The organism is Bradyrhizobium sp. Ken51 (assembly GCF_055807435.1).
On record NZ_JBVVPB010000003.1, the window covers coordinates 373,641 to 392,145 of the forward strand.

Sequence of the window (18,505 nt, forward strand, 5' to 3'; positions counted from 1 at the left end):
GGATGATTTGCTTGCGGAGGACGGGGGGTTCGTCCGCAATGCTCCTTCGCCCGAACTCTTTCGTCTTTCTCAGCGCACGCCGACGCGATTGACCGGACCACCGCGATTCATCGGCGTGCCTGCGCGCACGCCGACACCGGGCGCACCGACCCCGGGTGTCGCGACCGCGACCGCGGCGGCCGGCACAACCACCACTGCCGCTGTCGGCCGCACCACGCAGCCCTTGGGTATGCCAACTGTCTTGCAATAGACCACCGCCTGCGCCGGGCTCGTGCCCAGCGAAACCATCGCCGCACCTGCCAGCGCCAAAATCGTCAGCCCGGCGCTCAGCGCTCCCGCTCTTTTCGACATCTTGCTCTCCTGCTTCCCGTTCGGCGTCCCGATGCAATCACCGGGTCTCGCAGCCGACGTGCAGCCTGAATGACAAAAGACGGCGCGCTGATACATGCCATGAAAATGGGGGTACGGCGGCGGGGCGGACTGGCCGATGCCATGAACATGGCATGGACCTGCGCCCGGCCCTCGCGAGATGGTCCGGCCCGCTTGATCCCAGGCGGGACCAACGACATTCCCAAGGAGGTGCTTTATGAAGATTTCGGTTCTTGCCGTGCTGCTGCTCGCCGCTACCGCTCAGACCGCCGCTGCACAATCCGGTCCGACGCCACAGGAGCAGATGACCTGCCGTAGCGACGCGAGCAAATTCTGCGCCGAACACATCGGCAAGCCGCCGCAGATGAATGCCTGCCTACGCGAGAACAAGTCGAAGCTTTCGGATGGCTGCCGCAAGGTCGTTGAGTCGCACGGCGGGTGAGTGGTCGCCGTCCGCGGCACAAATCTCGCCGGCGCCAATGCCGTCAGGCCATAGACGTCGATGCACCGGTCATAAGTTGGGCGCGTGCGCGATGGCGAGGATGGATGCTAATCGTCGTCGCCGAATAGCCTGATCTGCGGGAAACCGCTGCGCGGCCGGCTGGCGACATCGCGCGCATCGGAATCCTCGCGGATGTTGCGCGCGACATCGTCCCAATCGGTGCGGTCGCGCATGCCGTGCGGCTCGCGGGAATCGTAGTGGCGGCGCTCGGCCCACCGCTCACGGCGCTCCGTCCGGCGCCGTTCAGACGTGGCGCGTTTGACGTCAGAATCCCTGGCCTTGGCATAGGCGTTGTCGGGTGTGGATGACGGCTCTGTCGATGCTTGTCGCTCGGCAGGCTTTGCGACTTGCGGAGGCGATGCCGGTGCCGGTTTCGGCGGCTCCACCGCGGCCGCTTGCGAAGGCTGTTGCACTGTCTGTTCAGCGTTGGCCTGAGTGGCCTGCGTGTCGGGCTTCACAGCTTCGGATTTTGCTTCAGGCTTGGTTTCGGCCTGCGCTGGCGCGGCCACCATGGCCCCGAAGGCCTGCGAGCCGGTGAGATATTGCAGGCTCTCGGATGGCGCGTTCGTCGTAGCGGGCTTGGCGTCGGCGCGCTGCGCAATCTTGCTGGTATCAGGCCCCTGCTTGGGCGAGACCGGATTCATGATATTGCCGGCGACAATGCCGCCGCCGAGACCAATGGCGATGGCTGCGACGATGGTTCCTGCACCGACGAAATAGGCTGTCGAGGCGCGCATTGGTCCACTCCCTCTTTGGAGCGGGCAACGCTTGTCGATTGCCGGATGTTCCCGATACAGGCGCAGTTCCGGAAAGAACTTGCGCGTCAGATCTGCTGTGCCACCTTCTCGAGCCCGATGATGCGGGCGAGCTTGCGCACTTCCTCTTTCTGGTCGTCACGCAGCTGGAACAGCAACGGCATCGCGGCGGACTTCAGCTGCTGGACCTCGTCGCAATTGGGATCGATCGGCACGCCCTGCACGTTCGGATTGGACAGCTTGTTTGCCGAGATCTTGCGGACAACGTTGCGCAGTGCGGTCTCGACCGACGGCCAGTAATATTCCTGCGACGACGACAACTTCAGACGGTCCCTGATGCCCGCGATCTGCACGTCGGACAGCAGCGAATAGGATTTCTGCGGCTGCGGCTTGGCGACGACCTTCGGCTTGGCCGGGACTTCGACGGCAGGAATCTCTGCAGCGGCCGGAGCCTCGTTCACGCTCGCCTTGGGCATCGGGAAATCGGATGGCGTGGCGGCGGCAAACGCCTGGCGCAGCGGCTCGGTCAGCACGGGCATTTGCGAGAGCTTGTCGGCAGGAACCTGGACCGGGTCGAACGCGGCCGAGGCCAGCGCCAGCGTCGGAACCAGACGATCGGCCTTGGCGGCCCGATTGGTTGCAAGCGGCTTGGCTGCCGGCGCCTGCGTGATCATTTCGGCGCTGACGCTAGGCACGCTGTCGCGGCCGAGAATGGCGGTGGTGGCGGCGCCGAGGACGAGGAAGCAGGTCAACACGACGATGGTGATGGCTTTCGACAAACGTCTCTCCGCAACCGGCTTCAAGTCCACGTGATCACTGCCCGGAAACTGGGCGATAATTAAGGCTTAACCGTGCCATTGCGGCGGCAATCGCGCGGACTGCAGCGACATTGCCCGGAAAGATAAACAAAATCAGGCGGCGAGTGCCAGATCATAAGCGTCCTGGATGTCGGCCACGATCTCCGAGGCCTCCCAGACTCCGCGCGGCTCGACCGACTGCAGCGCTACCGTCCAATTGCCGCCCCGGCGGGTGCGGGGGACGCTCACGATGTCGAAGCGCACGTTGCGGCATAGCGGGTGGCGGGCCAGCGCGTGGGCCACGCGAACGCGAATTTCGTCCAGCGAAGCCGCCGTCTTGGCGTTGAGAAAGTCGAAGTCCATCGCCTGTCCCTCTCGGTCCTGATTGGCGCCTGAGGGGATTCTTGCCGGGGGTTGGTTAATCTGCCGTTAAGTGGGGGCTTCGGAGGAGCGCTCGATTAACTGTGATGGGACGACTGGCCCTGTCGGCCTCCGCATTTTCACGGGGAGACGCGGCCACCCGCCCCTCGATACTCGGCGACCGTCCCTGCGACGAGATCGTCAACCGCGAGCACGTCGGTCACGCCGGATGTCGAGTGCCCACCGCTCCAGATATCGCGCCAGCGCTTTGGCCGGTTCTCCCGTGCGGTAACGTCGATGTCCTTGGCGATGTCGATGGACCCGCGCGCCGGCAGGTCGTCGGGATCGAGACCCGCGGCGACGATCGACGGCTTCAGCATGCTGGTCTGCAGGCCCGTGAACGCGGTGGTCAGCAGAATGTCGTCCGCGGTGCCGTCGACCAGCATTCGCTTGTGACGCTCGTCCGCCATGCTCTCGTGGGTCGCGATGAACTTCGTGCCCATGTAGCCGAGATCGCAGCCGAGCACTTCGGCCGCGCGCAATGCGTGGCCGTCGCTGATGCCACCCGCGAGCACGATGATGCCATCGTAGAACGCGCGCACTGCGCGGACGAACGCGAACGGGTTGAGCCAGCCGGTCTGCCCGCCCGCGCCCGCAGTGAGCAGCACGAGTCCATCGGCACCTGCTTCCGCCGCGCGTTCGGCGTGGCGGATCGAGGCAACATCCGCAAGCACCAATGCGCCGGCATCGTGCAACGGCTTGAGCACCGGCGTGGGGGAGCCGACCGAGGTGATGACGATCTCCGGCCTGTGGTGCAGCAACACGGCGAGATCCTGCTCCAGCCGTGCATTGGAGCGGTGCACGATCAGGTTTGGACAAAGCGGCGCGGCCTTGCGGCCGGTTCGATCTTCATGCCGCCGCAGCCGCGCTTCGATGTCAGTGAGCCATTCATCGAGTTGTTCGGTGCTACGGCAATTCACGCTGGGGAAGCTGCCGATCACGCCGTTGCGGCAGGCCGCGACCATGAGCTCGACGCCCGATACCAGAAACATCGGCGCGGCAATCAGCGGCAGGGCGAGACGACCGTGGAAACGTTGCAGCCGATCTGACGTCACGCATGCCTCCCTCGCGCGGGCTTTGTCGTTCCATCCCGCATTCCCTGTGCTAGCGTCGCGGTAAACATTGGCACGCCAGAAGCCGATAACAAAGCAGCGAGGAAACATATGTCCGATCCGCTCCACGCATCGTCCCCGACTTGCGCGCAGGCGCTGCGGGCGCTGTCGCGCTATCCGGGCCGAACCGCGTTCGCGTGGCCCGGCGGATCGCTGAGCTATCAGGGCACCATCGACCTGATCGGGCGCATCCAAGGCGTGTTCATGCGGCTTGGATTGCAGCCCGGCGCGCGGGTCGCCTTCCTCACCGCGAACCGCGCCGACACCTGGTGCGCCGGCGTCGCCGCGCAATTGTCGCGGCTCTGCGTCACCTGGCTGCATCCTTTGGGGTCGCAGGGAGACCAATTGTTCCAGCTCGAGGATTCCGAGGCCGAGGTGCTGGTGGTCGATGCGGCCGCCTTCCGCGATCGCGGCGGCGAGCTCGCCGCGCAGGCGGGCTGGCTCAAGGCGGTCTTCACCGTGGGACCGGCCGACTATGGCGTCGATCTCTTGCAGGCGATCGAGATCGAAGGCCATGCCAGCGCGCAATGCCTCGCCGGCCCCGACGATCTCTCCACGCTGAATTACACCGGTGGCACGACCGGCAAATCCAAGGGCGCGTTGCGCTACCACCGCGAAAATGCCGGGGCCGCGGCCGCGATCCTCGCCGACTTCGAGATCCCCGATGGCGCGCGCTACCTCGCGGTGGCACCGATCAGCCATGTCGCCGGCACGAAGGTGCTGCCGACCCTGATGCGGGGCGGCACCGTGCACATGCTGAAGGGTTTTGATCCCGAGGCGGTACTGGCGACGATCGCGCGCGAGCGCATCAACTTCACGCTGTTCGTGCCGACCATGATCTATGTGCTGCTCGATCATCCCGCATTGAGCAGGACCGACCTCTCCTCGCTCGAGCTGGTGCTCTACGGCGCCTCCGCGATGTCGCCGAGCCGGCTGATCGAGGGCATCGAACGAATCGGGCCGGTGTTCTCACAGCTTTACGGCCAGACCGAATGCTATCCAATCTCGGTGCTGCGCAAGGCGGATCACGATCCCAAGGCGCCCGAACTGTTCCTGTCCTGCGGCTTCCCGATCGCGGCCTGCGAGGTCCGGATCCTCGACGACAACGATCAGGAGGTGAAGACGGGCGAAGCCGGCGAGATCTTCGTGCGCGCCCCGCATGCGATGGCGGAGTACTGGAAGCGGCCCGACACCACCGCCGAGACGCTCAAGAACGGATGGGTCCATACCGGCGACATCGCGCGCAAGGACGAACGCGGTTACATGTTCATCCTTGACCGCAAGAAGGACATGATCGTCTCCGGCGGCTTCAACATCTTTCCGCGGGAAATCGAGGACGTGCTGTCACAGCACGCCGATGTGGCCATGGTTGCGGTCGTCGGCATCCCCGACGAGAAATGGGGTGAGGCCGTTACGGCCGTCGTCGTGCCGCGTGAGGGCGCTACGCCCGATGCCGATGAGCTGATCAGCATGGTGAGGACGCGAAAGGGCTCGGCTCACGCGCCCAAGCAGATCAAGTTCGTCAGGCACTTGCCGATGACCGGCGTCGGCAAGGTCGACAAGAAAGTGCTGCGCGGGGAATTCTGGAGCGGGCGGGACCGGATGGTGGGGTAGCTCCTGCCCGGGACGCCACGCAGTCTCAGGCCGCCCCTCACCGCTTCTCGATCACCAGGCTCTGCACCGCGCGGCCAAAATACCCCGTCCGGTCCGCCAGCCGTGACATCGCAAGCCCGACACCATCGGGGCCGATCCAGGAATCACCGTCGAGCAGGATCCATTCGCCGACCGGCTGGCGCGCAAAGCTCACGGTGAGATCAGCGTTGATGTAGGTCCAGGCGCGGAAGTCGAGCGTCGAAGCGGTGCCGTTGGAAAAATCGGCCGCGACCACGGCGCGCATCGCCTGCGACAGCGTTTCGCCCGCGATCAAGGGATGATCGACGCGAAACCAGATTGCGCCGGCACCGGCTTGCCCGAAGCGGCCGCGCGCGGCGCGCATCGAGACTGAACGTACGAACGGGCTGGTAGCGGCATGACCGTCCTCGAGCAGCGAGTCCTCCGGTGACGGCAGCGTAACCGGCAGCGCCTTGACGTCCTCGGGCAGCGTCAGCGCCTGGCGCTTGATCTTGAGCACGGTGGCGCCGACCACCTGTACGCCATCGGCGAGCAGCTTGACCCCGCAGAGCTGGATCTTCCGGCCCTCGCGCAAGATCTCGGTCGCGATCGTGAGCGGCGCCACCGGCACCGGGCGCATCAGATCGATGGTGACGCGCGCGATGTCCATCGTGACAGGCGTCGGAATGCGCTCAGCCGCCCACGTCACCAGCGAGGCCGGCGCCGAACCGTGCTGCATACGCCGGTCCCACGGGCCCGCAGCATCCGGGCTGGTGACGACGCTGTCGCCGTCGACGCGGTAGATGGGGGTCATCGTTTCTCCGTGATGCACATCCGGCGCTCAGCAAGAGCTGTCGTCCCGGCCCCCCGTGCGCAATTGCGCACTAGGCCGGGACGACTAAGTTCACAACGGCGGATCGACCGCCTCGTCGTATTCCTTCTTGAAGCGCGCGATCATTTCGGCGGCTGGCACGATGCCGTCGATGCTGCCGACGCCCTGGCCCGAACCCCAGATCTCCTTCCAGGCTTTTGGCTTGGCGCGCTCGCCGGAGGCGTCGGTGCCGAAGTTCATCTTGGAGGGATCGGAGGTCGGCAGGTTCTCCGGATCCATACCGGCGGCGAGGATCGACGGCTTCAGATAGTTGCCGTGCACGCCGGTGAAGAGGTTGGAATAGACGATGTCGTCGGCCGTCGCGCCCGCGATCATCTCCTTGTATTTCTCAACCGCATTAGCTTCCTTGGTGGCGATGAAGGCCGAGCCGATATAGGCAAAGTCGGCGCCGAGAATGCGCGCGGCGCGGATCGCCTTGCCGTTGCCGATCGCGCCCGACAGCGCGATCGGGCCGTCGAACCATTTTCGTGTCTCGGCGACGAACGCCAAGGGCGAGATCGTGCCGGCATGGCCGCCGGCGCCCGCCGCGACCAGGATCAGGCCGTCGGCGCCCTTCTCGATCGCCTTGTGCGCAAACTTCTGGTTGATCACATCGTGGAAGACGATGCCGCCCCAGCCGTGCACCGCCTGATTGAGCTCCTCGCGCGCGCCGAGCGACGAGATGATCATCGGCACCTTGTACTTGGCGCAGAGCTGCATGTCGTGGTCGAGCCGGTTGTTCGACTTGTGCACGATCTGGTTGACCGCAAACGGTGCCGACGGCTTGTCGGGATGCGCGCGGTCATAGGCCGCGAGCTCTTCGGTGATGCGCGCCAGCCACTCGTCAAGCAGCTCCGGCGGCCGCGCGTTCAGCGAGGGGAACGAGCCGACCACGCCAGCCTTGCACTGCGCGATCACGAGATCGGGCACCGAGATGATGAAGAGCGGCGAACCGATCACGGGGATCGACAGGCGTCCCTTGAACAAGGCAGGCATGGACATTGCGAGACGATCCTCTTTTGGCGGTCACATCGAAATTGGGGGCCATACCAACAAGGCAATCTTTCCACTGTCAAGTATTGCGTTTTGGCGCCGTGGAGGGACGCCGTTACCGCAATTCCAACGCGCGGAATTCAGCGCGGGACGACGCCATCACGCAATCAAATCCGGATTGATCAGCCGCTCGAACGAGAACATCTCGTCCCATTTCTCTTGAGTCAGCAGCTTGCGCTCGACCACGACGATCTGGTGCAGCGACTTGCCGCTCTTGTAGCCCTCGCGCGCGATCTCGGCGCATTGCTTGTAGCCGAGCAGCGGCTTCAGCACCGTAACGATACCCAACGAGTTCAGCACCATGTTGCGGGTATGCTCAGCATTGGCAGTGATGCCGATGACACAGTTCTCGCGCAGGCTGTTGACCGCGCGCTCCATGGTGCGGATCGAGAAGAACAGCGCGAACGAGATCACCGGCTCCATCACGTTGAGCTGGAGCTGACCCGCGGATGCCGCGAGCGTCACGGTGGTGTCGAGCCCGATCACGAGGAAGCTGGTCTGGTTGACGACCTCGGGGATCACAGGATTGACCTTGCCGGGCATGATCGAGGAGCCCGGCTGAAGCTGCGGCAGGTTGATCTCGTTGAAGCCGGCACGCGGGCCGGAGGCGAGCAGGCGGATGTCGTTGCAGATCTTCGTCAGCTTGCTCGCGGTGCGCTTGAGGACGCCGGAGAGCTGCACATAGGCGCCGGTATCCGACGTCGCCTCGACGAGGTCGCCTGCAAGGATGAAGTCGACACCGGTGAGCGCGCTCAGATGCCGGACCGCGAGCTTGGGATAGCCGTGCGCCGCGGTGACGGAGGTACCGATCGCGGTGGCGCCGAGATTGATCTCGCGCAGCAGCGCGCGGGCCTCGGAGATGCGATCGACCTCCTCGCCCATGGTGGTGCCCCAACCGCGGAATTCGGCGCCGAGTGACATCGGCACCGCGTCCTGCAAATGGGTGCGCCCCATCTTCAGCACGCGATCGAACTCCCTGCCCTTGGCGAAGAACGCCTCCTGGAGCTGACGCAGCGCCGTCATGTAGCTCTCGAGCCGAAGGATCAGCGCCAGCCGAAAGGCGGTCGGATAGGTGTCGTTGGTCGACTGGCCGTAATTGACGTGATCGTTGGGGCTGACGTGCTGGTAGTCGCCCTTCGCAAAGCCGAGCGATTCCAGCGCGAGATTGGCGATCACCTCGTTGGCGTTCATGTTGGTGGAGGTGCCGGCCCCGCCCTGGATGAAGTCGGTGACGAACTGGTCCATCATATCGCCGGCGATGACGCGATCGCAGCCCACGATGATGGCGTCCGCGACTTTGGCGTCCACCGCGCCGAGATCGCGGTTGGCCATGGCGGCGGCTTTCTTGACGTAACCAAGCGCCTTCACGAAGTAAGGCTCCTGGTTCATCGGAATGCCGGTGATGTGGAAGTTCTCCTTCCCGCGGATGGTCTGGACGCCGTAATAGATGTCGTCGGCGATCTCACGCTGTCCGAGGAAGTCCTGCTCCGTGCGGCTCATAGGCGCTCCTTGCTTGCTCGCGCGACGTCCTCAGTTCTGACACAGCGCGCTGGTGACGAAGGTATCCGTGCGGCAGTCATCCGGTTTGCGTTGCCTGCCCGGGATCAGAACCTTGGCCGAGCACTTTTCCGCGGAGTCGGCATTCAGGCTCTTGCCTTCCGTGTAGCCCTTGCTCTGGCAGAGTTTGTCGGCGGCGAGCTTGCAGTCGGGCGCGCCGTTCGACGAGGCCGGACAAGCTACGCGTCCCGACACCATGGTCGACGGCTTCGCCAGGCGCGACAAATCGTTCATGGTCTCACTCGGGCTTTTGATCGGCGGCAGGATCGAAGGCAGCTTGTCAAACAGCTTGCCCATTTCGTTGATCAGCCCGGGATTTTCCTCATGCGCCGGCGGCGACGAAGGAGCTGTCGAGGGCGCCGGTGCGGCCTGCTGTCCTTGCTCCTGCAAGCCGAGCGCCGGCGGCGCGGATTGCGGCCATCCGGTACCACCGGTACCCAGCAGGAGCGAAAGCACCGCAAATGTCAGCGTCCCCAGTCGCTGGACCGGAAGGCCGGATGGAAGCATCATGGCGCCAACCGTAGCCGAACCTGGCGCGGTGGCAAAGCGCCTTGGGGTTAGATCAATTTGACGGCGACGACAAAGCCGAGCACGAGCACCGCAGCGCCGATTGCCACCACCAATCCGAGATGCTTCTCGATCCTGACCCGGATCCAGTCGCCGTAGCGGTTGAGCAGGATCGCAACGATAAAGAAACGCCCGCCACGCGCCACGATCGAGCACAGGATGAAGAGCCCGATATTGTAGCCGGCAAAGCCGGACGTGATGGTCACGAGCTTGTAGGGGATCGGTGTCAGGCCCTTGAGCAGGATGATCACGGCGCCCCATTCGGCATAGGAGGCGCGGAAGGCGTCGACCTTGCCGCCGAGGCCATAGACCTCGATCAGCCAATGGCCGACCGAGTCGAAGAGCAGCGCACCGATGGCGTAGCCCAACAGGCCGCCCAACACCGACGTCGCAGTGCAGATCGCCGCATAGACCCAGGCGCGCTGCGGGCGCGCCAGTGACATCGGGATCAGCATCACGTCCGGGGGGACGGGAAAGAAGGAGCTTTCAGCGAAAGCCACGGCGCCCATGATCCAGAGCGCGTAAGGCTTGTGAGCGGCGTCGATGCACCAGTCGTAGATACGTTTCAGCATGGCGCCGCGATGAAGCACCATGGGACGGATTTGTCCATGCCGAGATGGGACCGATTTGTACCAATACTAGTGGCGCTTGCGGGCGGTGCGGCCTTCGAGCGCGACGATAGGCCGCCTGGCGGCGACGCGCGGTGACGCAACTTTGGGCAGCTTCATCGCCGATTTCGGCAGTTTCTCCGCGATGCCGAGCATGTCTTCACGCCGCGTCATCTCGCGCCAGACGTCCTCGGGGCGCACGCCGGCCGAGGCCCACAGCACGGTGAGATTGTAGAGCAGATCGGCGCTTTCCCGGACCACGGCCTCGGTGTCGCCATTGACCGCATCGATGACGACCTCGATGGCCTCTTCGGCCAGTTTTTTCGCCATTTTGGACGGCCCACGCTGAAACAGCCGGGCCGTACGCGATGTTGCCGGATCGAGATCTTTGGCCGCGAGCACAGCCAGATATAGCCGCTCAAGCGAATCACTCATGTACGCAAAGCTACTCTAAACCCATAGCGGGGACGTTAACGCACGACAACAAAAGCAAAAAGCCGGCCGTCGCGGCAAGCGCGACGGCCGGCTGGTCAAACCTTGCTAGCCAAAGCTAGTAGCAAGTCGAAAGGTTACCTTGGCCGCCCTGCGCGGACTGGTATGGGCCGCCGCAACGGTGATACGGGCGCGGACCGATATACGAGTCGCCGCCGTAATAGACCGGACCGTCGTCGTAGTAGACCGGGCCGCCGCCGTAATAGGCAGGAGCATCATAAGCGTAGGCGTCACGGGTCGCTGCGATTGCGAGGCCGGTGCCGATAGCACCGGCAATGGCTGCGCCGGCAAAGGCCGCGCCGCCGCCACCATGCCAATGACGGCCGCCCGCGTATGAAGCGGTCGGAGCCATTGCGGCCAGCGCCAGCACCGCGGTGGTAGCGAGAACGGCCTTACGGCCGGCAAATCCCGAAAATCTATCAAACATGTCCTGGACCCTCCTTGGGACCTCGAATGGTGCCTGATGACAGGCTCGTGTCTCTCAAACACCCGCATCCCATGTTGGGTTCCCCTCCCCCAACACAAGCTGAACGGGGTTGCGTGATCGTGACGCAACCGCCGCTCATCCGCCGTTCATATTGGCGCAAACAGACTGCTATGCCCGCCGGCGCTGCGAGCGTGACGAAACCACAACAATGCGGGACCGGCGCGACTGATGTTCGGATTCAGGACCACTGCCCTTCGCTGCCTGCCGGCCCTTGCAATCTTGCTTGCCGCGCTGACGGCGCGCGATGTCTCGGCGGCCGAGACCGCCGTGCCTTCCATTGCGATCCACTTCACCTTCGACCGCCCGATCGATGCGAGCATGGCGCCGTTCTTTCTTGCCGCAAAGGACGGCAGCTTCGGCGCCGAACGTCTCAACGTCTCCTTCAGCAGCGCGGCCGGATCGCCGGAGGCGCTTGCGCGCGTCGCCAAGGGCGACAGCGAGCTCGCGCTGGTCGACATCAACGAGCTGATCCGCTTCCGCGACAAGGATGCGACACCGGTCAAGGCGGTGTTCGTGCTGTTCAACCGCGCGGCCTACGCGATCATCGCCCGAAGGAGTCGTGGCATCCACCTCCTTCCCGACCTGGACGGCAAGACCGTCGGCGTTGCCGATAGCGATCTGTCGATGCGGCTATGGCCGGCATTGGCGCAGCAGAACGGCATCGACACGGCTCACGTGAAATTCCACAAGATCAGCGCCGCGGTGCGCGAGCCGATCCTCTCCGCGGGACAGGTCGATGCCGTCGCCGGCTTCAGCTATCTCTCGGCAGTGAACCTGCGCGACCGCGGCGTGCCGGGCGACGATCTCGTCACGCTTCGCTATGCCGACTATGGTTGCGAGGCCTATGGCTTTGCCGTCGTGGTCAACCCGGCTTTCGCCGCGGCCAAGCCGGACACCGTGAAGGGATTCGTCCGCGCATTGATCGCCGGCATCAACGCGACCGTCAAGGATCCGGCGCGCGCGGCGGGCGAGGCCGCGAGCCGCATCGACGACGGCGACCGCGATCTTGAGCTGGAGCGCCTGCGCACCGTCCTCGTCGACAACATCCTGACTGACGAGGTCCGTCGCAACGGCCTCGGCGACATCGACCCGGCGCGCATGGATCGCTCGATCGACCAGATCGGGCAGGATTTCAAATTCCGCAAACGGCCGGCGGCGGGCGACATCTTCGACGGCGGGTTCTTGCCGCCAGTCGCAGGGCGGTTGATCAACTGAGCAAAACCGACAGCTTCCGCTATATCTCGCAGCCGATCCCTGATTAGAGTATGGGCTCACTCCGTTCTATCCGCCCGAGCTCCTCGCCCATGCCCATTCTTCGCCTCTACACCCGCGTTCTCGAGCTGCTCGGCAAGGAGGCACGGCTGGGCTGGCTGCTCGCGATCGTCAATCTCCTGCTTGCGGGCTCGCAATTCGCCGAGCCGGTACTGTTCGGCCGGATCGTCGATGTTCTCTCCGGCAAGACGGTCGCAGGCTCCAACTCGGCCTGGCCGTTCCTGGTTGCATGGGTCGCATTCGGGCTGTTCACCATCGCCTGCAGCGCGCTCGTGGCGTTGCAGGCCGACCGGCTCTCCCACCGCCAGCGGCAGGCGGTCCTGACGGACTATTTCGAGCACATCCTGCAACTGCCGCTGACCTTCCACTCCGGTACCCATTCGGGCCGGCTGATGAAGGTCATGCTCAACGGCACCGATGCGCTGTGGCGGCTGTGGCTGGGCTTCTTCCGCGAGCATTTTGCCGCCATCCTCTCGGTCGTGGTGCTGCTGCCGCTGTCGCTCTACTTGAACTGGCGGCTTGCAATCCTGCTGTTCGTGCTCTGCATCGTCTTCACCGCGCTGACCACTTTCGTGGTGCGCAGAACCTTCGGCATGCAGATGGAGGTGGAGGAGCACTACAGCGAGCTTTCCGCGCGCGCTTCCGACGCGCTTGGCAACGTCGCGCTGGTACAGAGTTTCGTCCGCGTCGAGTCCGAGGTGAAGGGCCTGCGCTCCGTCGCCGACCAGTTGCTAGCGGCGCAAATGCCTGTGCTGTCGTGGTGGGCACTCGTCACCGTCATCACGCGCGCCTCCACCACGATCACGGTGCTCGCGATCTTCACTTTCGGCATCGCGCTGCACGACCAGGGGCTGACCTCGGTCGGCGAGATCGTGATGTTCGTGAGCTTCGCGACGATGCTGATCCAGAAGCTGGAGCAGGTCGTGAGCTTCATCAACAACGTTTTCATGGAAGCCCCGCGCCTGCGCGAGTTCTTCAACGTGCTCGATGCGGTGCCTGCGGTGCACGACCGGCATGACGCGATCGATGCGGGTCGGCTCTCCGGCCTCGTCGAATTCAACGACGTCACCTTCTCCTATGACGGCAAGCGGCCGGCGGTCGAGGACCTCTCCTTCACCGCGCTTCCGGGCCAGACCATCGCGCTGGTCGGCGCGACCGGCGCCGGCAAGTCGACGGCGATTGCGCTGCTGCATCGCGCCTTTGATCCGCAGTCCGGCTTCATCAGGATCGACGGCATGGACGTGCGCGGGGTGACGCTGACATCGCTGCGGCGGAACATCGGCGTGGTCTTTCAGGAGGCGCTGCTGTTCAACCGGTCGATCGCGGAGAATTTGCGCGTCGGCAAGCCGGACGCCACCGAGGGCGAGATGCGCAAGGCGGCGGAGCGCGCGCAGGCGCTCGAATTCATCGAGCGCAGCGGCGGCTTCGAGACCAACGCCGGCGAGCGCGGCCGCATGCTGTCCGGCGGTGAGCGCCAGCGGCTGTCGATCGCCCGTGCATTGCTGAAGGATCCGCCGATCCTGATCCTGGACGAGGCGACCAGCGCACTCGACGCCGTCACCGAGGCCAAGGTGAATACCGCTCTCGACGAAGTGATGAAGGGCCGCACCACCTTCGTGATCGCCCACCGTCTCTCCACCATCCGCAATGCTACGCGGATCCTGGTGTTCGAGAACGGGCGTGTGATCGAAAGCGGAACTTTTGATGAACTCGTGACCAAAGGCGGCCATTTCGCCGACCTCGCCAGGGCTCAGTTCATGGTTCAGGAGAACGCACGGGCCAGCGTGACAGCGGCTGAGGCTGCCGCGACGGCAGCCAAATCGCCTTAGCAAGCCCCTTGGCAAGTTCTCATAGAATCGTCGAAATTCGGCCTATTTCATTGCGGAATACCCCGGTGATGCCCCTATTCGCGACGCACGAGCCGGTATAGGTTTGCGGCGCCGCAAGCGGCGGCGCTGGATTTCAGAACCGAACATCAGATCACGAGAGCCGACCGGAACCGGCGGGTCTCCAAGGACCGGAATCGGATAGTGCACGCTCTTCGCCCGCTGCTTCGTCAATCCCTGTTCAACCTGCTTGCTGCGGGACTCGCGTGTGCCGCATTACTGGCGCCGCGCGCGGCGAGCGCCGAAGCGCTGCTCCTGATCGAGGCCGATAGCGGCAAGGTGCTGCAGGCGGAAAACGCGACCATTCCCTGGTATCCGGCTTCCGTCACCAAGATCATGACCGCGTACGTGACGCTGAAGGCGGTCAAGGACGGCAGGCTCACACTCGACACACTGCTCACGGTGTCGCCGACGGCAGCCTCGCAGTCGCCCTCGAAGATGGGGTTTCGCCCGGGAACGCAGCTTACCGTCGACAACGCACTCAAGATGATGATGGTGAAATCGGCGAACGATATGGCCGTCGTGCTCGCCGAAGGCGTCGGCGGTTCGATCGACGGTTTCTCGGCGCTGATGAACGACACCGCGCAGAAGCTCGGCATGACGCAGACGAGCTACGTCAATCCGAACGGCCTGCCCGCCGACGGACAGATCACCTCCGCGCGGGATCTCGGCATTCTCGCACGCTCGTTCCTGCGCGATCTGCCCGAGTACGAGTATTTCGTGCACATTCCGGCAATCCGCTTCGGCAAGCGCGTCACCGGCAATTTCAACAAGCTGATCGGTCGCTATCCCGGCGCCGACGGTTTCAAGACCGGCTTCATCTGCGCCTCCGGCTACAATCTCGTCGCATCGGCCACCCGCAACGGCCGCCGGCTGATCGCCGTCGTGCTGGGCGCCAACTCCGGGACCGCGCGCGCGGTGAAGGCGGCGCAGCTGCTGGAACGCGGCTTCTCGCAAGACAATCTCACCTGGCTCCGGCCCTCGCTCGGCACCGTCGACAAGCTGGTGCCGGTCGACGCCTCGCCGCCGAACCTGCGTGACGACATGTGCGGCGGCCATCGCAAGCGGCCGGCCAGCGACGATGACGACGCGCTGATCGCGACCAATGGCGGCATGTCCGGATCGGCCTCCGCCACGGGGGGCGAAGCTCAGGTCACCTTCTTCACGGCCGGGCTTCAGCCGCCCCTGATGAAGGCCTCCGAGCTGATGGCCTCGGCCCCGGCGGCGGCCGAACCCGTGCTGGTGTATACCGGTCCGACCCGCACCGGGACCGCCCTGATCGCGGCGGTCGCGGCGGATGCCGACCAGCAGGCCACGCCAAAGCCGCGTGGCAAGAAGTCGCGCGTCGCCAAAAAGCCCGACGCGGCAGACAAGCCGAAAGATGCCAAGACGGCGGCAGCGAAGCCCGATGCGAAGCCGGCGGCGGCCGCAAAGCCGGCGGACGGCAAGTCCGCAGCCAAGCCGGCCGGCACCAAGCATGCCGCAGCCAAGCCCGATGCAGTGGCAAAGCCTGCGGCGAGCGGCGAGCAGGCGGCCAAGCCCGCCAAGCCCAAGGCCGCCACCAAGCCCGCCAAGCCGGCCAACAACAGTTAACGCCGACGCGAGGCGAGACCGCGCCGCACTTCGCACTTGCGGCAGCGCCGTTTGCGAGGATTCCGGTAGCCACTCCCTGACGTTTGTCTTAAGCCTCGACCGCTTGCCACCCGTTCCGGCAGGCTCGATACTGACGGCAATGAGGCAAGCCCGAGACACAACGGGCTCTGGTCAATGAGGGGAGTTTCCATGGAGCGCATCTGGCTTAAGCAATATCCGCCCGGCGTCCCCGCCGATATCGAGCCGACCCAATATTCATCGCTGGTCGACCTCCTGGAGGAGAGCTTCGCCAAGTTCGCCGACCGCAAGGCGTTCATCTGCATGGACAAGTCGATCAGCTATCGCGACCTCGACCAGATGTCGCTGGCGATGGCGTCCTACCTGCAAGGGCGAGGCCTGCAACGCGGCGCCCGCGTTGCGATCATGATGCCGAACGTGCTGCAATATCCGATTGCGACCGCAGCCGTGCTGCGCGCCGGTTTCGCGGTGGTCAATGTCAATCCGCTCTACACGCCGCGCGAGCTCGAGCACCAGCTCAAGGATTCCGGCGCCGAAGCCATCATCGTGCTGGAGAATTTCGCCCACACCGTCGAGCAGGTGATCGCGAAGACGCAAGTCAAGCACGTCATCGTCGGCAGCATGGGCGACCTGCTCGGCTTCAAGGGCGTGATCGTCAATCTGGTCGTCCGCCGCGTCAAGAAGATGGTGCCGGCCTGGTCGCTACCAGGCGCGGTGTCCTTCAACGACGCGATCTCCGCCGGCCGCTCTCTGGCCTTCAACAAGCCGAAGCTGTCGCCGGGCGACGTCGCCTTCCTGCAATATACCGGCGGTACCACCGGCGTGTCCAAGGGCGCCACCCTGCTCCACCGCAATATCGTCGCCAACGTCCTGCAGAACGATGCCTGGCTGCAGCCCGCGATGGCCGCGCCGCCGCATGTCGATCAACTCATGGTCGTCTGCGCGCTGCCGCTCTATCACATCTTCGCCCTGACGGCCTGCTACCTGCTCGCCGTGCGCGCCGGCGGCTGCAATCTCCTGATCCCCAATCCGCGCGACATCCCGGGCTTCATCAAGGAATTGGCGAAGTATCAGGTCAACAACTTCCCGGCCGTGAACACGCTCTACAACGGCCTGATGCACCATCCCGACTTCAAGAAGCTCGACTTCTCCAAGCTGAAGATCTCGAACGGTGGCGGCATGGCGGTGCAGCGCCGGGTCGCCGAGCAGTGGAAGGCGATCACGGGCTGCTCCATCGCCGAAGGCTACGGCCTGTCGGAGACATCTCCGACGCTGACCTGCAACACCACGACCGATCCCGAGTTCAACGGCACCATCGGCATCCCCGTGCCCTCGACCTGGATCTCGATCCGCGACGACGACGGCAACGAGATGCCGCTCGGCCAGCCCGGCGAGATCTGCGCCAAGGGCCCGCAGGTGATGTCGGGCTACTGGAACAGGCCGGAGGAGACCGCCAAGGTGATGACCGCGGACGGTTATTTTCGCACCGGGGACATCGGCATCATGGACGAGAGGGGATACACCAAGATCGTCGACCGCAAGAAGGACATGATCCTGGTCTCCGGCTTCAACGTCTATCCGAACGAGATCGAGGAAGTGATCGCGAGCAACCCGGGGGTGCTCGAATGCGCGGTCATCGGCATTCCCGATTCCAAGTCGGGAGAGGCGGTGAAGGCGTTCGTGGTCAAGAAAGACCCGAACCTCACGGCGGAGGCCCTGGTCAAGTTCTGCCAGGAGCAGCTGACGGGCTACAAGGTGCCCAAGCACATCGAATTCCGCACCGACCTGCCGAAGACCAATGTCGGCAAGATCCTGCGCCGGCAGCTGCGCGACGAGAAGGCGGAGGCGGCCTAAGCGCCTCTTTCGTTCATGACTGATTTCGGCAACATCAGCCCGGCCGGCATCCTCGCCTTCTGGCACGAGGCCGGCCGCGATGCCTGGTACGAGCGCGACGACGCATTCGACGCGGAGGTCAGGCGCCGCTTTCTCGCGCTGTGGCAGAAGGCGGTCGCCGGCGAGCTCGCGTCATGGGAGGAGACCGACGAGGGCGCACTCGCGCTCGTCATCGTGCTCGACCAGTTTCCACGCAATATGTTTCGGGGCACGTCGCAGGCCTTTGCCAGCGACGCGCTGGCGCGCGACGTCGCCCGCCGCGCCATTGCGCGGGGTGCAGATCAAAGGATCGACCCGGTCCTGCTCGAATTCCTCTATTTGCCTTTCATGCATTCCGAGCACCTGCCCGACCAATTGCACTGCGTCGCGCTGTTTCAAAACACCGACAATGCCGAAAACCTGAAATACGCGCGTGAGCACGCCGATATCATCCGGCGGTTTGGCCGCTTTCCTCACCGCAACCGTCTGCTCGGCCGTGACACCACCCCGGACGAGCAGGCCTTCCTCGACGGCGGCGGGTTCGCCGGCTGATGACATAACGGTGAAGGGTCCCGCCCTCACCGCTTCCCGTATCACTATCCGTGTCGGCAATATTGTGCAGGCCCGCCGCACGGTCTAAAAAGCGGGACCGATTTTCAGGGA

At 64.6% G+C, this 18,505-nt stretch carries 19 protein-coding genes; 7 read left to right on the plus strand and 12 right to left on the minus strand.

Annotated elements, in window-relative coordinates:
- Nucleotides 1–69 precede the first annotated feature (69 nt).
- Nucleotides 70–351 carry a hypothetical protein gene (locus AC0L27_RS08790; protein ID WP_354207812.1) on the minus strand — a complete coding sequence of 94 codons (282 nt, stop codon included), beginning with the start codon at nt 349–351 and terminating at the stop codon, nt 70–72.
- Between the two features lie 235 nt (nt 352–586).
- On the opposite strand from AC0L27_RS08790, the gene AC0L27_RS08795 reads away from it, so the two are divergent.
- Entirely contained in the window at nt 587–811 is a 225-nt protein-coding gene (locus tag AC0L27_RS08795) for a cysteine rich repeat-containing protein (protein ID WP_007597470.1), read from the plus strand.
- Between the two features lie 107 nt (nt 812–918).
- Here the strand turns inward: AC0L27_RS08795 and AC0L27_RS08800 are convergent, their stop codons facing one another.
- From AC0L27_RS08800 to AC0L27_RS08815, 4 genes are all read right to left on the minus strand, one after another.
- Nucleotides 919–1,608, minus strand: coding sequence for a hypothetical protein (locus AC0L27_RS08800; RefSeq protein ID WP_275170885.1), 690 nt, complete (start codon nt 1,606–1,608; stop codon nt 919–921).
- A gap of 86 nt (nt 1,609–1,694) precedes the next feature.
- Nucleotides 1,695–2,405: a hypothetical protein gene (locus tag AC0L27_RS08805; RefSeq protein ID WP_275170884.1), complete on the minus strand. Its 711-nt coding sequence runs from the start codon at nt 2,403–2,405 to the stop codon at nt 1,695–1,697.
- A gap of 132 nt (nt 2,406–2,537) precedes the next feature.
- Complete coding sequence (locus AC0L27_RS08810) at nt 2,538–2,786, minus strand: hypothetical protein (RefSeq protein WP_018453152.1); 249 nt, start codon at nt 2,784–2,786, stop codon at nt 2,538–2,540.
- Between the two features lie 137 nt (nt 2,787–2,923).
- A complete protein-coding gene (locus AC0L27_RS08815; RefSeq protein ID WP_275170883.1) occupies nt 2,924–3,898 on the minus strand; it encodes an NAD(P)H-dependent flavin oxidoreductase in 975 nt (324 codons plus the stop codon).
- A gap of 108 nt (nt 3,899–4,006) precedes the next feature.
- On the opposite strand from AC0L27_RS08815, the gene AC0L27_RS08820 reads away from it, so the two are divergent.
- Nucleotides 4,007–5,569, plus strand: coding sequence for an AMP-binding protein (locus AC0L27_RS08820; RefSeq protein WP_473318657.1), 1,563 nt, complete (start codon nt 4,007–4,009; stop codon nt 5,567–5,569).
- A 37-nt stretch (nt 5,570–5,606) separates the two neighbouring features.
- On the opposite strand, the gene AC0L27_RS08825 is transcribed toward AC0L27_RS08820, so the two are convergent.
- From AC0L27_RS08825 to AC0L27_RS08855, 7 genes are all read right to left on the minus strand, one after another.
- A complete protein-coding gene (locus AC0L27_RS08825) occupies nt 5,607–6,380 on the minus strand; it encodes a thioesterase family protein (RefSeq protein WP_275170881.1) in 774 nt (257 codons plus the stop codon).
- A 90-nt stretch (nt 6,381–6,470) separates the two neighbouring features.
- Entirely contained in the window at nt 6,471–7,439 is a 969-nt protein-coding gene (locus AC0L27_RS08830) for an NAD(P)H-dependent flavin oxidoreductase (RefSeq protein WP_106941069.1), read from the minus strand.
- A 150-nt stretch (nt 7,440–7,589) separates the two neighbouring features.
- Nucleotides 7,590–8,990: an aspartate ammonia-lyase gene (locus tag AC0L27_RS08835; RefSeq protein WP_354207806.1), complete on the minus strand. Its 1,401-nt coding sequence runs from the start codon at nt 8,988–8,990 to the stop codon at nt 7,590–7,592.
- Between the two features lie 30 nt (nt 8,991–9,020).
- Nucleotides 9,021–9,557 (minus strand): hypothetical protein, encoded by a 537-nt coding sequence (locus AC0L27_RS08840; RefSeq protein WP_354207804.1) that lies wholly within the window; start codon nt 9,555–9,557, stop codon nt 9,021–9,023.
- A gap of 47 nt (nt 9,558–9,604) precedes the next feature.
- A complete protein-coding gene (locus AC0L27_RS08845; protein ID WP_275170877.1) occupies nt 9,605–10,207 on the minus strand; it encodes a YqaA family protein in 603 nt (200 codons plus the stop codon).
- Nucleotides 10,208–10,252: 45 nt separating this feature from the next.
- A complete protein-coding gene (gene hisE / locus AC0L27_RS08850; protein WP_275170876.1) occupies nt 10,253–10,657 on the minus strand; it encodes a phosphoribosyl-ATP diphosphatase in 405 nt (134 codons plus the stop codon).
- A 115-nt stretch (nt 10,658–10,772) separates the two neighbouring features.
- Nucleotides 10,773–11,141 carry a hypothetical protein gene (locus AC0L27_RS08855; RefSeq protein WP_473318667.1) on the minus strand — a complete coding sequence of 123 codons (369 nt, stop codon included), beginning with the start codon at nt 11,139–11,141 and terminating at the stop codon, nt 10,773–10,775.
- 228 nt (nt 11,142–11,369) lie between these two features.
- Here AC0L27_RS08855 and AC0L27_RS08860 point away from each other — a divergent pair, with 228 nt between their 5' ends.
- The 5 genes from AC0L27_RS08860 (at nt 11,370) to AC0L27_RS08880 (ending at nt 18,394) form a co-directional block, all read left to right on the plus strand.
- Nucleotides 11,370–12,416, plus strand: coding sequence for an ABC transporter substrate-binding protein (locus AC0L27_RS08860; protein WP_354207801.1), 1,047 nt, complete (start codon nt 11,370–11,372; stop codon nt 12,414–12,416).
- A gap of 89 nt (nt 12,417–12,505) precedes the next feature.
- Nucleotides 12,506–14,302: a glucan ABC transporter ATP-binding protein/ permease gene (locus AC0L27_RS08865; RefSeq protein ID WP_354207799.1), complete on the plus strand. Its 1,797-nt coding sequence runs from the start codon at nt 12,506–12,508 to the stop codon at nt 14,300–14,302.
- A gap of 201 nt (nt 14,303–14,503) precedes the next feature.
- Nucleotides 14,504–15,952: a D-alanyl-D-alanine carboxypeptidase family protein gene (locus AC0L27_RS08870; protein ID WP_354207797.1), complete on the plus strand. Its 1,449-nt coding sequence runs from the start codon at nt 14,504–14,506 to the stop codon at nt 15,950–15,952.
- A 189-nt stretch (nt 15,953–16,141) separates the two neighbouring features.
- Entirely contained in the window at nt 16,142–17,824 is a 1,683-nt protein-coding gene (locus tag AC0L27_RS08875) for a long-chain fatty acid--CoA ligase (protein WP_354207795.1), read from the plus strand.
- 15 nt (nt 17,825–17,839) lie between these two features.
- Nucleotides 17,840–18,394, plus strand: coding sequence for a DUF924 family protein (locus tag AC0L27_RS08880; RefSeq protein ID WP_354061047.1), 555 nt, complete (start codon nt 17,840–17,842; stop codon nt 18,392–18,394).
- Nucleotides 18,395–18,505: the final 111 nt, after the last annotated feature.